This is a genomic window from Roseomonas sp. F4 (assembly GCF_053891155.1).
The window spans coordinates 1,013,827-1,027,487 of the sequence record NZ_JBSSHK010000002.1 but is presented as its reverse complement, the minus strand read 5'-3'; the positions used below and the strand labels follow the sequence as shown (position 1 = coordinate 1,027,487).

The 13,661-nt window shown below is 67.6% G+C and carries 12 protein-coding genes and 3 tRNA genes; 5 read left to right on the top strand and 10 right to left on the bottom strand.

Annotation, left to right across the window (positions count from 1 at the left end; translation table 11 throughout):
- The 3 genes from ACVFYP_RS12320 to ACVFYP_RS12310 all read right to left on the bottom strand — a co-directional run.
- Positions 1-123 (bottom strand): GTP-binding protein (locus tag ACVFYP_RS12320; protein WP_499200482.1); only part of this gene is annotated, 123 nt, incomplete at its 3' end.
- A 91-nt stretch (positions 124-214) separates the two neighbouring features.
- Positions 215-288, bottom strand: a tRNA-Gly gene (locus ACVFYP_RS12315).
- 73 nt (positions 289-361) lie between these two features.
- A tRNA-Tyr gene (locus ACVFYP_RS12310) sits at positions 362-443 on the bottom strand.
- Between the two features lie 849 nt (positions 444-1,292).
- Between ACVFYP_RS12310 and rlmB the strand changes: the two genes are divergently transcribed.
- The 4 genes from rlmB (at position 1,293) to ACVFYP_RS12290 (ending at position 3,498) form a co-directional block, all read left to right on the top strand.
- Positions 1,293-2,117 (top strand): 23S rRNA (guanosine(2251)-2'-O)-methyltransferase RlmB, encoded by an 825-nt coding sequence (gene rlmB, locus ACVFYP_RS12305; protein WP_499200460.1) that lies wholly within the window; start codon positions 1,293-1,295, stop codon positions 2,115-2,117.
- Entirely contained in the window at positions 2,114-2,881 is a 768-nt protein-coding gene (locus ACVFYP_RS12300) for a 2-keto-4-pentenoate hydratase (RefSeq protein ID WP_499200459.1), read from the top strand. The genes rlmB and ACVFYP_RS12300 overlap by 4 nt, the downstream gene beginning before the upstream one ends.
- Positions 2,882-2,990: 109 nt before the next feature.
- A complete protein-coding gene (locus ACVFYP_RS12295; RefSeq protein ID WP_499200458.1) occupies positions 2,991-3,218 on the top strand; it encodes a hypothetical protein in 228 nt (75 codons plus the stop codon).
- Positions 3,219-3,423: 205 nt separating this feature from the next.
- Positions 3,424-3,498, top strand: a tRNA-Thr gene (locus tag ACVFYP_RS12290).
- A gap of 961 nt (positions 3,499-4,459) precedes the next feature.
- Here the strand turns inward: ACVFYP_RS12290 and ACVFYP_RS12285 are convergent.
- The 7 genes from ACVFYP_RS12285 to ACVFYP_RS12255 all read right to left on the bottom strand — a co-directional run bounded on the left by ACVFYP_RS12285 (position 4,460) and on the right by ACVFYP_RS12255 (position 12,337).
- Complete coding sequence (locus ACVFYP_RS12285; protein WP_499200457.1) at positions 4,460-5,107, bottom strand: hypothetical protein; 648 nt, start codon at positions 5,105-5,107, stop codon at positions 4,460-4,462.
- 778 nt (positions 5,108-5,885) lie between these two features.
- A complete protein-coding gene (locus ACVFYP_RS12280) occupies positions 5,886-7,334 on the bottom strand; it encodes a phage/plasmid primase, P4 family (RefSeq protein ID WP_499200456.1) in 1,449 nt (482 codons plus the stop codon).
- Positions 7,297-8,250: a DUF7146 domain-containing protein gene (locus ACVFYP_RS12275; RefSeq protein WP_499200455.1), complete on the bottom strand. Its 954-nt coding sequence runs from the start codon at positions 8,248-8,250 to the stop codon at positions 7,297-7,299. The genes ACVFYP_RS12280 and ACVFYP_RS12275 overlap by 38 nt, the downstream gene beginning before the upstream one ends.
- Positions 8,251-8,395: 145 nt before the next feature.
- On the bottom strand, positions 8,396-8,701 hold the full coding sequence (locus ACVFYP_RS12270) for a hypothetical protein (RefSeq protein WP_499200454.1): 306 nt from the start codon (positions 8,699-8,701) through the stop codon (positions 8,396-8,398).
- Between the two features lie 115 nt (positions 8,702-8,816).
- Entirely contained in the window at positions 8,817-9,371 is a 555-nt protein-coding gene (locus tag ACVFYP_RS12265) for a hypothetical protein (protein ID WP_499200453.1), read from the bottom strand.
- 235 nt (positions 9,372-9,606) lie between these two features.
- Positions 9,607-10,941: a tyrosine-type recombinase/integrase gene (locus ACVFYP_RS12260; protein WP_499200452.1), complete on the bottom strand. Its 1,335-nt coding sequence runs from the start codon at positions 10,939-10,941 to the stop codon at positions 9,607-9,609.
- A 274-nt stretch (positions 10,942-11,215) separates the two neighbouring features.
- On the bottom strand, positions 11,216-12,337 hold the full coding sequence (locus ACVFYP_RS12255; protein WP_499200451.1) for a Gfo/Idh/MocA family protein: 1,122 nt from the start codon (positions 12,335-12,337) through the stop codon (positions 11,216-11,218).
- A 172-nt stretch (positions 12,338-12,509) separates the two neighbouring features.
- On the opposite strand from ACVFYP_RS12255, the gene ACVFYP_RS12250 reads away from it, so the two are divergent.
- Positions 12,510-13,499, top strand: a complete 990-nt coding sequence (locus ACVFYP_RS12250) for a Bug family tripartite tricarboxylate transporter substrate binding protein (RefSeq protein WP_499200450.1) — start codon at positions 12,510-12,512, stop codon at positions 13,497-13,499.
- Positions 13,500-13,661: the final 162 nt, after the last annotated feature.

The window sequence follows — 13,661 nt, the reverse complement described above, 5'->3', positions numbered from 1 at the left end:
GCCGCCCGTCTTCGCCAGGATCTTCGTGATCGCCGCCGTCAGCGACGTCTTGCCGTGGTCCACGTGCCCGATCGTGCCGATGTTGCAGTGCGGCTTGTTCCGCTCAAATTTCGCCTTGGCCATGACTGTTCCCGCTATCCGCCCCGTGCTCCGCCGCCCGGGACCTCGTGAATATGCCGCGCCTGATGACCATGATCCGCCGCCCGCGCGCGCGTGGAGCGGGTGACGGGAATCGAACCCGCATAGCCAGCTTGGAAGGCTGGAGCTCTACCATTGAGCTACACCCGCGCCGCGGAGGAACTGCGGCACAGCGCCGCCCGGCGGGAGAGACCTGTAGGCCGGCTGGCCCGGGGGGGAGATATGGAGGGGGTTGGATTCGAACCAACGTAGGCGTAGCCAGCGGATTTACAGTCCGCCCCCTTTAGCCACTCGGGCACCCCTCCGCAGCCCTGACCAGGCCTGCCGCCCCAGGCTCATCGCCGGAAGCGGGCGGGACTTGCCTCTTCGCGGGGCGCCTGTCAACGGCGCCGCGTTGGGGATTCCGCGGGAAATGCCCGCGCGGCTTGGACAGAAGGCGCCGCGCGGCGCAGAATGGGGCGATGTCACGTCCCCCGTCTCGCCGTCCCGCCCCAGGCTCCGGCCGCCCGCCCTCGGGCAAATCCCCCCGTTCCACGGGCGGCCCGGCCGCGGGCGGCAAGCCCCCCCGCCCGCCCCGCGATGGCGCGCCGCGCCCCTTCCGGGAGCGTGGCGCGGATGCCGGCCCCCGCGAGGCTGGGCCTCGTGAGTCTGGGCCGCGCGCCCCGCGTGATGCCGCGCCACGCCCGCCGCGCGACGCCGCGCCGCGGGATGCCGCTCCACGCACTCCGCGCGATGCCGCCCCGCGTGCCCCTCGTGACTCCGCCCCGCGCACTTCGCGTGACTCGGCTCCGCGTGCCCCGCGCGACGATTCGGAAGACCGCCCCTTCCGCCCCCTGGGCGAACGCCCGTCCCGCTCCGTCGGCGGCCCGGCCCTGCGCGGCACGGCCGGTCAGAAGCCGCCCCGCAAAACTTCCGGCAAGCCGGCCAGCCGCTTCGGCGGCAAGACCGATCGCGGTTTCACCCGTGGTCCGGATCGGGGACCTGTCCGTGGCCCCCGCGCCACGGCGCCCCACACCCCCGCCACCAATGCCCCTGAGTCCACGGCCGAGGCACCGAGCCGCGGCCGCGACCGGCGCGGCAGTGGCGAGGCCAAGCCGCCGCGCCAGGCGCCCGTCGCCCCGCCGGTCAAGGCACCCCGTCCTTCCCAGGCTGCCATGGCGCGGGATGCGGCGCCGGGCGGCACGCTCTGGCTGCACGGCATCCACGCCGTCGCCGCCGCGCTGGCCAATCCGCGTCGCGGCGTGAAGCGTCTGCTGCTGACGGTGGAGGCCGAGGCCGCCCTGTCCGAACGCCTGCCGCGCCCCTGGCGCATCCAGGCCGAGCGGGTGGAGCGCAACCGCTTTCAGACCTTCCTGCTGGAAGATTCGATCCATCAGGGCGCCGCCCTGCTCTGCGAGCCCTTGCAGCCTTTGCCGCTGGAAGATGCCGTGGCCACCCGTTCCGGCCCCGTGCTGGTGCTCGACCAGGTGACGGACCCGCGCAATGTCGGCGCCATTCTGCGTTCCGCCGCCGCCTTCGGCGCCGCCTGCGTGGTGATGCAGGACCGCCACGCCCCGCCCGAGACCGGCGCCCTGGCCCGCGCCGCCTCCGGCGCGCTGGAACTGGTGCCCATTTCGCGGGAGGTGAACCTCTCCCGCGCCATCGTCGCCTTGCAGAAGGCCGGCTTCTGGGTGCTCGGCCTGGCCGGCGAGGGCAAGCGCACCCTGAGCGAGGCAGTGCCGCGCGATCGGCGCTGCGTGCTGGTGCTGGGCGCCGAGGATGCCGGGCTGCGCCGCCTGCAACGCGAGACCTGCGACGAGCTGGTGCGCCTGCCCATGGCGCCGGAGGTCGAAAGCCTGAACGTCGCCGCCGCCGCCGCCGTCGCGCTGTACGAGATCGCCCGCGGCGCCCTGCCGGCCGATGACGAGGCGCCCGACCCGCAGGACGAGATGGAAGAGGTCCTGGAAGACCTCGCCGAGGAGGAGGACGACCTGGAATGACCAGCCCTGCCGCCACCGCCATCCTGGCCGCGCGCCGCGCGCGCCAGAACCTGGCCCCGCTCGGCGCCCATGCGCCGGCCGATACCGCCGGCGGCTATGCGGTGCAGCGGGAGGTGGCGCAGGCCATGGGGGCCATCCCACCGGCCGGCTTCAAGATCGGCGCCACCACGAAGCAGATGCAGGCCTATCTCGGCCTGACCGGCCCGGCCGCCGGATTCGTGCCGGCGGAGGGGCTGCACAGCAGCCCCGCCCGGGTCCGATTCGCCGATTTCGTCGCCCCCGGAGTCGAATGCGAGGTCGGGCTGCGACTCGGCGCCGATCTGCCGGCTGGCCCCTGCACCCGGGCGCAGGCCGAATCGGCGGTGGCGGAAGTCTTCGCCGCCATCGAGATCGTCGAGAAGCGCTATGACGACCTGGCCGCGCTGGGCACGCCGACGCTGATCGCGGATCAGGTGTTCCATGCCGGCGGCGTGCTCGGCGCCCCGGCGCCGGGCTGGCGCGACCTGGATCTGGGCGCCACCCGCGGCCGTATGACGGTCGCGGGCGACATGCGTGGGGAAGGCGTGGGGGCGGATCTGCTCGGCCATCCGATGGAAGCGCTCGCCTGGCTCGCCGCCTCCCCAGCCGCCACGGCCTTTGGCGGGCTGCGGGCCGGGCAGGTGGTGTTCCTCGGCTCCGTCACGCCGCCCATCTGGATCGCGGGGCCCTGTGAGGTGGTGGTGGAATTCGACACGCTCGGCCGGGTGGCGCTGCACTTCACCTGATCCCCGCGGCCGCGTTTATCCTTTGGCAATGCCGCACTGCCATATTGGCCTTGGTCGCCGCCTTCTCGCGGCCTTTCGCCAAGACGGCGCCCCCTCGTCAGGGACCGTCATGCGCATTGCCGAATGGAACACGCTGCCCGAAGACCTGCAGCTCGTCTTGTCGCGGGAAGCACTTCGCCGCGCGGCGGAGACGCTCGCCGAACATGCCGAATTGCTGGCCGAGGAGATGGAGCAGGGTACCCTCTCCGACCGCGGCGGGCCGGACGCGCTGCGCCTGTTCGCCGCCGTGGTCCGCGCCACCAATGACGATGCCTTCGGCCAGGTCGGCCACGCCTGAGTTCAGGCACATCCTGACCGCCGGCTTTCGCATACCCCTGAACCGCGTCAGCCGGGGGTGACATCCCAGACCTCTCGCGCTACCTGAGCGCCGCAGCCTGCAAGGCGAAGACCCTGGCGGTCCGGCCGGCAAGCTGTAAAATTGGACGGCAGCGGGCGGTCGGTGCAATCCGACCACCCCACAAGCCTCGGCTTCGCGCCGTTTCGCCGGGTTAGCACAGCGGTAGTGCAGCGGTTTTGTAAACCGAAGGTCGGGGGTTCGATCCCCTCACCCGGCACCAAATATTCCGCCATTTTCTGCAAAGTTGCGGGTTTCAGCGCCTCTGTCTGACCGGACATTGACCGGACGGCTACCCCTAAGGGTGCGGCAGGTGATCGCCTTGACGCCCCGTCGGGTCGCTGCGTCCGCCGGATGCCCCTTGAGATAGGGCCGCTCAAGCAGTCTGATCTTCCCTCGCACATTTCCGGCATGAAAATGGACCGCCTGGACTGGAGGGAACAATGAGACAGCGTGTGATGGGTATGGTTTGGTGCGTGGCGGCCTTGTCCCTCGCGTGGCACGGCATCAGCGCTGCACAGTCCCCAGGCCCCGCGCAAGCTGACCTAGCAGTCGCATATTGTCTTGGCGTATCTTTTCAGCACCAAGCAGATTTCGAGGCGATTGGCGTATGCACTGATCCCGCCATCGGGGCCGCCTTACAGGGGGCCTGCGCGGATGGGCAACGTGTTGAGGCGCTGCACCAAAGAAGGCTCAGGGGCTATCTAGCGGCCCGTGGCTATTTTTCGCGAGGTGCTCTCGACGCCGGCATAAGTAGATTGCTTCTCATCCCGCTAGAACAGGGGCATGAAGACGTGCGCACCTGCGGAGCACGGAGCCGCCAAGTCTGTGCTCATTGTACAGAGCAAGCGGACCATGACTTTATGCGGCAGGCTTGCCTGGACCGCTGTAACACAACCATTCCCGAGTGCCAGCGTGTTGTGCGCTGCACCGACGGTGATCTTTTGCGAGGGGTGCCATAACCAGAAGCCCCCATGCGGCCTGACAAAGCGGACCATTATCGCCGCTCAGCGCCCAAGGGTGTCGCTTGCATTAAGGCACGTCAAAACCCGCTAGGGTGGAGTTAGCGGCGGTTGAAGCCTATCGCGCCGTGGGCAGCATGGATGACTTGACAGTAGTTAGGAGAATCGTAGCCGCTGCTGTTAGTCGTATTCAGAAACACGCAATCGGCGAAGCGGCATCCATCATCCCTCGCCACGATCCTGAGTGGCATTCTGCCGACGATGCTTGCGTTGAGATCGTCTCGTCTTTGCTGGGTCTTGCGTCTTCCTAAAAACAACACTAGTCGGCTTTCGTCTGAATATAGAAGCCAGTTTGGGATGCAACACGGGAAGCAAATTAGACGCGTCTCGCGCAACATCTTCAACGCGCTCTAGCAAAAGCGGCAAATCCGATGCCAGAAATGGCTTATCGGGTCGCTTGTCGCTTTTGGCTGCCACTCCAATCCAAGCGTCGCCTTCTATTAAGTGACCCCATACACCATGAATGCAGTGATTTCGATCAAAATTAACAGGCTTAAATTTTTCTACAAACGCGGATATTTTTTCGAAGTCACTATCATCCATAGTGTATTCCGACATGTTCTTGATCATGTCCATCTTGGTCGAAAACATAGCCCTCTCAGTAAGAACTTGATACTTCCATACATTATTGCTTCCTATCATTAACATTAGCGCTATATCAAAACTTTGCTCCATAGCACCCCATACTGTGGCAATCTTTCCAATTACGGCGAATTCCGCTTCTGTTAGGGGAATGGAGTGCGTTAAGCCGAAAGCAGGATGACCTGTCGGCGGCAACAAGGCACTTGGAAGTTTGCGGGGGTTCTTCACCCGGAATTTCCCCCATGCAAAAGATCGGGCTCAATCATGGTGCAAGGCATGCCTTCTGGTGACGATGACGGGCGCCGCGACGCCGTTCTGCGGCGTATGCTGGCGACGCCGAAGGCTACCACCAGCAAGCCGGCTCCTGTCGAGCCCGAAACTAAGGATCGCGAGGCTCTGCCAGAAGGCGACGCAGCCAAGCAGCGAAAGCGCGCCCCCTCTGCCTCTCAGTCTTAGGCCGCGTTAACCCGCCGATAGGTGAGCCGCTTAGGCTAATCCTGCCGCCCCGCAATCGGGCCAGGGTGAAGACGGCCACAGTGCCGCCGGGCAGCAGCACATCCATCGCAACGCGGGGGTTCGGGCGCCTCGCACAGGCAGGGCGCGCAGCACCTGCCAGCCTCGCGCGCGGGCGCCTAGGCGCGCGTGTTTTCTCGGGCTGACAGCCCATCATCAGGCACTGGCCTCACTCCTGTTCGGTCGGGGGTTCGGCGCAGGACAGCCGCTCAGATGGAAGCATGTCGCAGATGTCGCCTCGCACGCATGGAACACCTCCGAAGCCCATGCCCAGCCGAAGGGTGGACCCCCGCCCAAAAGCCGTTGGGCTATATGAACGTAGGGCGATACTTGCGATATTTTGGGCGGCAATTCGGCTCGGCCCGCTCGGCGCGGACCAGTGTAGGGTTGTGTATAGTTTCTCGTAACACCCGTTCGCGCGTGCGCTGGCGTGTCATGCGTGAGAAACAACAAAATACGCTGCACGACCCTACACTGGCCATATGATCCACCATCAGCAGACCCCCGTATCGCTCGGCCGGAGGCGCAGTCCGATGAACATGACCCCAGCATTTGTCCGCCTCTTCGCGTGGTGCCGTTCCAGCGCGGCGGAGAACGCCTTGCTTGTCCCGGCATCCTCGCCGCGCTTTTTCGCGTAGTCCTGCCAGTCTCGGAACAGCGCCGAGGATGGCGCTTCGCCGTGCCGCACCACGTCGCAGCGCTCGGCCAGCCATTGGGCGATCAAGTCCTGTTCCGCAAAGTATTCGGCCGTTGCCTCCAACATCGTCCGGCAGTGGCCGAGCCTTTCGCGTTGCCAGGACAGGCAGCCTTCGATAGCCCATGCCAGGATGCCGGGGGCTTCCGCCTGCAACGCCTCCGCCAGATCGCGGTCCGGTTCTGGCGGCTTGTAGGTCAACGGCAACAGATGCAGTCGGCGCCGCATCGCTTCATCAGGGTTGCGGATCACGGGGCGATGATTGCCCGTCATCACCAGCTTTAAGACAGGCTGAAACTCGAAGAAGTCTTGCCGCATGAAGCGGGCCTTGATCCGGTCGCCGCCCGTCATGGCCTTGATCTTGGCCTCAGCCAGCGCCCGTCCCTGTTCCGTCTCTTGCGCCAGCACCAACCGCGCACCGCGCAGGTCGGCTAGCCCGGTCGGATGACTGTTACCGCCGCCCACCGTGAACAGTTCCATATCGGCTGTGGTGGCGTAGTCCCCCATGACGTGCGCCAGCGTGTTCAGCAGAACCGATTTGCCATTGCCGCCCGGGCCATAGAGGAACAGAAAGGCATGCTCCCGCGTGCCGCCTGTCAGCGCGTATCCGCACCACCGTTGGACATAGGCGATGACCTCGGCGTCGCCTTGCATGATCTCATGCAGGAACCGTCGCCAACGCGGGCAATCACCACCAGCGGCAACCGCCGTCACCTTGGTGAACAGGTCCACCGGCCCGTGCGGGCGCATGTCGCCCGTCCTGAGGTCCACCACCCCACCCGGCGTGTTCAGTGCCCAAGGCTCGGCGTCGAACGCATCCGCCGAGCGTGCATGACGCCGATCCGCGCGGGCCAATCGTTCAACTGCCGAGACCTTTTGTGCGCTGGCCAGTTTGGTGGCGGCCTGTTCATCGCGCCGGCCGCCTCCCTCCGCCGTAATCGCCGCCTCCCGGCAGATCACCCGCGCCAGATCGAAGACGGCCAGCGTCTTGTCAAAGGCCCAGCGGCTGCCATCCCAGCGCAGCCATGCGCCCCACTCGGGCACATGAAGCAACTGGCCCGCATGCCGATCCGAGAAGGCCAGCGCAAGCGCGTCGTCAGAATGCTCTGGCGGTTCCCCTCCCGCCTGAGGCTCCGGCTTCGCACCGCTCGGCGTGAACCATTCCTCTTGCGCGCCAGCCTCACGGAAAATCCGCTCGGCGTCTTCCAAATCACTCAATTGCCCCCCTTCCGCGCCGTAGCGCATCATCCCAATCCCCAGCCGGCGGCCAGATCACCCGCGCGTTTCGGCCCGCCGCTGCCCACGCCCGCGCGCATTGCCGCGCTGCGTTCAGTCCTGCCGTGTCTGCATCCGCAAAGAGGTGAAGCGTCCCGATGGGCCGCAGCACCGGAAACGCCGCGATCCCGCCCGCCGAGGTCGCCGCCCAGATCGGCCGCCATCCGCCGCGCTGCATCACCGCAAGGCCCGTCTCGATGCCTTCCACCAGGCCCAGCGCGTCGCCAAAGTCGTGCAATGGCGAGAGGCAGATGACGCCCGAATGGCCCGCCATCATCTTCGCCTTGCCGTCCGCCTTCCCGCTGCCGTCCGGCTTAAGGAAGGTCCGATGCACGCCCGCTGCCTTGCCCGTCGCTGCCGAGACCATCAGCGTGACCATGGCGGGCAGCCGCTCCGGGCCGCGCGGGCAGGAACCGTGAAACCGGATCGGCGCCGCATCCGGAAGCGCCAGCCCTCGCGATGCGAGGTAGGCTTCAACCACCGTCCCGGCAGCGGGCGCGGACTGCATCCAAATGCACCGGGCAAGGTCCAGCGTCCCGGATACCCCAGTTTTCGCGTCCGGCGAGGCTACAGGGCGTTGCAGCATCACCGGGCGCCGCTGCCCTGCCTCAGCACCCAGCCAGTTCAGCGCCCATCTATAAGCCTCTCGCATGGGCTTGCCGTTTAGATGGGCAATGAAGCCCAGCGCGTCGCCGCCCTGCCCCGCCTCATGGTCAAACCAGCTTCCCCGCTTGGCGCCCTGCACCACCACCGCAAGACTGCCCCTGCGGCGGTAGCGCCATGTCTCCCGGCCGCGTTCGGTAGGCTCGCCGCATAGCTGCATGGCCAGTTCCGACATGCGGCCCGAAAGCATGCCCACCACTTCGGGAATGTCCGGGCGTTCCGTCACGCGGCCCCGCACCGCTCCACCACGCCGCGCGGGGTTTGCTGTTTAAGGCGGATCGCGGATGCGACCGGCCGCTTGCGGCAACCCGGTTTCACCGCAAAGGTGGGGGCGCCATCCGGCCAGGGGCAAGGCTTCTTCGGGCAGGCCATCACGCAGCCTTCCACGGGACGCGCTTCCCGCCCCGGATCGGCGCAGCACCGACCAACTTCGCATCGGCCAGCGCGAACAGTTCGGCGGTCGCCACCACCGCCTTGCCGTTCACGTGGCGCCAGGTCAGGGGCCACACTTCCAAGGTGCGCGGGCTGACCGGGAAATAGATGCGCGTCACCAGTTCCGCGCCCGCCCGGCGGTCCACATACCGGGGCAGAGTAGAGAAATCGGGAACCGCGCTAAGCGCCTCGCGCGCTGCACGGCGGATCATCGCAAGTTGGTCGTGGGGAACAGCAGCGTTCATCTTTGCCACCTTCTCTACGCCCCGAAGCGGGGCCTATGTGGCGCAGATATCGAACGCGGGACCCGCAGTCCGCGACTTAGTTACGCAGCTAATCAGGTCGCAGTCGGGGCTAGGCTCAATCCCTGCCAGCCGTTCGAGAAACTATGTCACTGAGGTAGGCTGCGGCGGCATTACGCTTCTTCCGCCGGGCCAGCAGCAGTTTTTGCAGTCTGCGCTCAAAGGCATCGCGCCCTACTTCCGCAAGCCATCCCCTGCTAACGTATGAGTCGGCAACGCGGGTGATGGTTTGCCTCTCGGATCGCGCCCCGCTCCCGATCCGCGCGTTGTCGAATTGCGCTAACAACTCAGTTTCCGCCATACGACCCGCCATACGGGTCTGTCCCTTCTTCGGCCCTCTCGGCTTCGGGGCTTGAGCTGCGAAACTGTCAGCCATGGCTTGCAGCATCCCGGCGGCGGCGGCGGGGCCAACCAACTGCGCCACACCTTCGGCGTAGGCTTGGATTTTGGCTTCAAAGCCGCCAACAAGCGAGTTGACGCGCCACGCTTCCAGTTCCTCCGGGGAAAGGACAGTGCCGGTTGCCAGGGCATGAGCTAGGTCAATGCGCCGACGAGCGTTATCCCATGCGCCCGTGTCAGGTCGCGCGATGCGCTTGGCAGTTTGCTTCGGCATCGCCGCGCCTCCGCGCGCTCCGCAAGGGGGTAGGCGACGGGGCGGCGTTGGGCGGAGGTCCGACGCGCAGGGCTGGCCGGCCTGCCCCGTCATTGTTCAGATGGTGCCGGTCATTGCTAGATCAAAGCCCGCTGCCTTGCGGGGTCTTGGAGCCTTGGGCCGGCCACGCGTTACAGCGCCCGCCGGGCCCTCATACCGGGGAGACCGCCCCGGCCCGGACCGGTTGGCGGGCGTCTCAGCCCGTCTTGCGCGGCGCCATTGCGACCACGTTGGAAGGCGCGGCCTCACCCTTGATGGCAGCGGCCAGGATCGCGCCCCATGCGTTCATGGCGGCAACCTGTTCCGGCCACCGGCTGGACCGCTGATAGACACCCAGGACACCGCCACGGGTGGCGGCCTGCCGATGGTTCAACACGGCGTCGGCAATCGTCTCCGAAATACCCGCCTCACCTAGCGCGCTGGCGAAGCTGCGCCGCATGTCATGCAGCCGCCAGCCGGTGAAGTCAGGCGCGGCCTTTTCCAGCGCTGCCTTGATCTTCGTGAAGCTATCCACCGTCTTGCCCGCGCGGGGGGACGGGAAAACCAGCCCCTTCGCAGGCTTCTTCGCGGCCTCATGCCGGGCGCGGAGGATTTCCAGCGCCAGCGGGTGCAGATGCAGCCGGTGCGGGTCGCGGTTCTTCGTCATGTGGCCGGGTTGCGCCCAGGTAGCCGCCTCTAGGTCCAGATGTGACCAATCCATACGGGTCGCCTCGCCCCGGCGGCAAGGGACTGCGATAAGGAAACGGATCAGGTCACGATGCACCGTATCCAGCCCCTCCGCCGTCTCCACCAATTTCCATAGCCGAACCAGTTCGGGCGTTTTGAGGTAGTGGGTACGGGATGCCGGAGCCTTCGGACGGCGGGCCTTCGCGATGGTGGTGCAGGGGTTCAACGTCACCAGTCCCTCATCCTGCGCCCAATCGAAGAACCGGCTGACCGCCCCGAACCGATGCCGGGCGGCGTTGGGGTGGTGGGGATCGGCCCTCAGCAGCGCGCGGAGGTCGGCACCGTCCACTTCCGCGACCGGCTTGCCGCCGGCCCGCATCGCCGCCACGGCGGCTTTCACGTGAGAGGCTTCCTCGGCCGCGTGCTTGGCGGAGATTAGGCCGGCCCCGCGCAGCTTCCGGCGCTTCGGGATGACCTTCACATATTCCTCAACCAGCCGGTGCAGCGTCTCACCCCGCCGCTTCGCGGCCTCGGCAATCTGCGCCTTCCGCTCCGCCGCAGGATCGCCCCCGGCCTTGGCGCGTCCCTTCACGGCGCTGGCGGCCTCGCGCGCTTCGTCCGGTGAATGACTGGCGGCGTTGCCGATGGTGACGGATTGAGAGGCGAACCGCTTGCCGGTCGCTTGATCGATGCCGCGCGGCTTGAAGTCAAAGCGCCAAGTCATGCCCGTGGGATTCACCACCAGCGCCAGGCCCCGGCATTCCATATCGCCGATCATCAGCCGCTGGTCTTTGTCACGGCGGCGCCACGCCGCCTCAACCGTCGCCTTCGTGATCCTAACCGGCCCTTCGCGCAGCACCCGCATACCTGTCGCTCCTAGCTGACCGGACCCTAACCGATGGTCCACCTGACCGGACACTGACCGGACAGGGGGCGCGGAGGCAAGCGGAAAATTGCGGGCGCCTACGCAATCCCATCACCCCAGGTCTTACCTAATATATTGGTCCGTTCGGACGAGTGCGGAAGCCATCGGGAGCGGGAGAAGAAGACGAATCTAGGTTTTGTAAACCGAAGGTCGGGGGTTCGATCCCCTCACCCGGCACCATCGCTCAGTCGATGTGCTCCAAAGGCAGTTCCAATCATCCCGGCAGCGTCACCCGCAAACCGCTGGCCGAGGCGCCCGCCACGGCCTCCAGCAGCCGGTGACGCGCGAGCGCCGTGGCAAAGTCCGGCGCCAGGTCCTGGCCCAACCGAATCGCGGTGGCGAAGCGCGCCAGCAGCGGCGCGGCGTAGCGCGGCGGGCCTTCGAGCACCTCGGGCGGCAGATCCGCGGGGGCCACCGGCAGGGTCACCAGGTCCCGGCTGCCCCATAGCGCGCCCTGCAAGGTCAGCACCGCCCGCTGGATGCCGACCGGGGAGGCGCCGATGGGCGGGGTGGTGCTGATCACCAGGTCGCCCTCGGTGCCGTTGATCTCGAAGCGCAGGCCGGTCGGCGCATGGATATCCGCCTTCACATGCACACTGGCCAGGGCGCCACTTTGCAGGCGGCCGGTGACCAGAAGCTGGGTCGGCGCGGTCACGGCCACGGTCTCGCCGGTATCGGCCATCACCGCCACGGGCTGTGGCGTCGCCACCACGGCCGACAGCTCGGCGAAGTCGCCGAGGCAGGTCACCAGCGCATCCAGCGTATGGCCGCCCGGCACGGTCAGGCCCGTGGCACCGAAGCTGGCATCCATGCGATAGGCCTCGCCCGCCGGCAGCACCGGCCCCCAATTGCTCAGCGAGGCGACCAGGGTGGCGGAGATGACGCGGCCGATGGCGCCCTGCTGCACCAGGTGGCGTGCCTCCGCCAGCACAGGATGGACATGGCTTTGCAGCCCCACCATGTGGCGCACGCCGTGCCGCTGCGCAGCCCGCAGCATCTCCTCCGCCTCCGCCGCATGCAGGCCCAGCGGCCATTCACAGAACACATGCAGCCCGGCGGCGGCGGCGGCCAAAACGATCTCGCGATGCGCCGGCACCTTCACCGCCACCAGCACCACATCCAGCTCTGCCTCCGCGATCATGCGGCGCCAATCGTCATAGGCCAGCGGCACGCCATGGCGCTCCGCCGTGGCCTGGGCACTTTCCTGCCGCGTGGTGGCCACGGCTGCGATGCGGAACTGCGGCAGGGCACGCAGCGCGGGGATATGCGCCGCCTGAGCCCAGCCGCGCGTGGGATGCGCCCCGACGATCCCTACCCGCAATGCGTTCTGCGCCATGGTGGATGTGCCTTTTTTTCCTCGCCCGCCGAGGACCCTAGCGGGCCTCCGCCGGCGCCGCCTTTGATGCGGCGGCACAGTTGCTTTGCAGCGCGCGGCCAAGCGCGACGGCACGGCGCATCCCATGATGCGGAACGGGCGCGGAGACGCCCGGTATGATCGGAGGAACGCCATGCCCACCCCCAGATTCCGCCGCGCCCTGCTCGGCGCGCTCGGCCTGCTGGCCGCCACTCTGCCCGCCACCCTGGCCGGCGCGCAGGCGCAGGATTATCCGCAGCGGCCGATCCGGCTGATCGTGCCCTTCCTGGCCGGCGCGGGCACCGACCTGTCCGCGCGCACGGCGGCTGAGGCGTTGACCGCGCGGCTTGGCCGCCCGGTGGTGGTGGAGAATCGGGCGGGCGCGGGCGGCACCATCGGCAGCGCGCTGGTCGCCCAGGCGGCGCCGGATGGCTACACCCTGCTCTGGGGCGAGGCCGGCGGCGTGACGATCCAGCCGATCCTGCAGCGCAACCCGCCCTATGCGCAGAGCGACTTCACCTACATCGCGAAGTTCGCCGAGACCGGCATGACCTATGTCGTCAGCAGCGACGTGCCGGTGCGCAGCATCGCGGAGTTGCAGCACTACGCCGCCGCCAATCCCGGCCGGCTGCGCTACGGCTCCTCCGGCACCGGCACCTCCACCCAGCTTTCCACCGTGCTGTTCCTGAACACCATCGGCGCGCGGATGGAGCATGTGCCCTATGGCGGCGTCGCCGGCATGGTCAGCGACCTGGTGGCCGGGCGGATCGAATTCGGCCTGTTCACCCCCGCCGCCGTCGGCGCGCTACGCGGGTCCGACCGCATCCGCATCCTCGGCATCTCCGCCCCCGCTCGCCACCCCTCGCTGCCCGACGTGCCAACGGCGCGGGAGGCGGGGATCGCCGGGGCGGAGATCACCACCTGGTACGGCATGCTCGCCCCCGCCCGCCTGCCGCCCGCCATCCGCCAGCGGCTTCAGGCGGAAATCGCCGCGATCGCCGCCGACCCGGCCGTGGTCGAGCGCATCCGCCGCATCAACCTGGAGGTGGCGCCGGTGATCGGCGAGGCGTTCGAGGCGCTGGTGGCGCGGGAGACGGAGGTCTGGCGCGGCATCATCCGGGCGGAGGGGATCGTCGCGGAATGAGCTTGATATCAGCGGACCGGTCGACTGATCGGTCCACGCGCCCCGTGGCGCGAGCCAAGCCGGCGGATGTCGGCGCCCGGCCTGAGGGGTCTCGGAATGCGGCAGCATGTCGGGCCAGTGGCATAATGGCTTGATATTCATGGCCGGGCCGCTACCAATCTG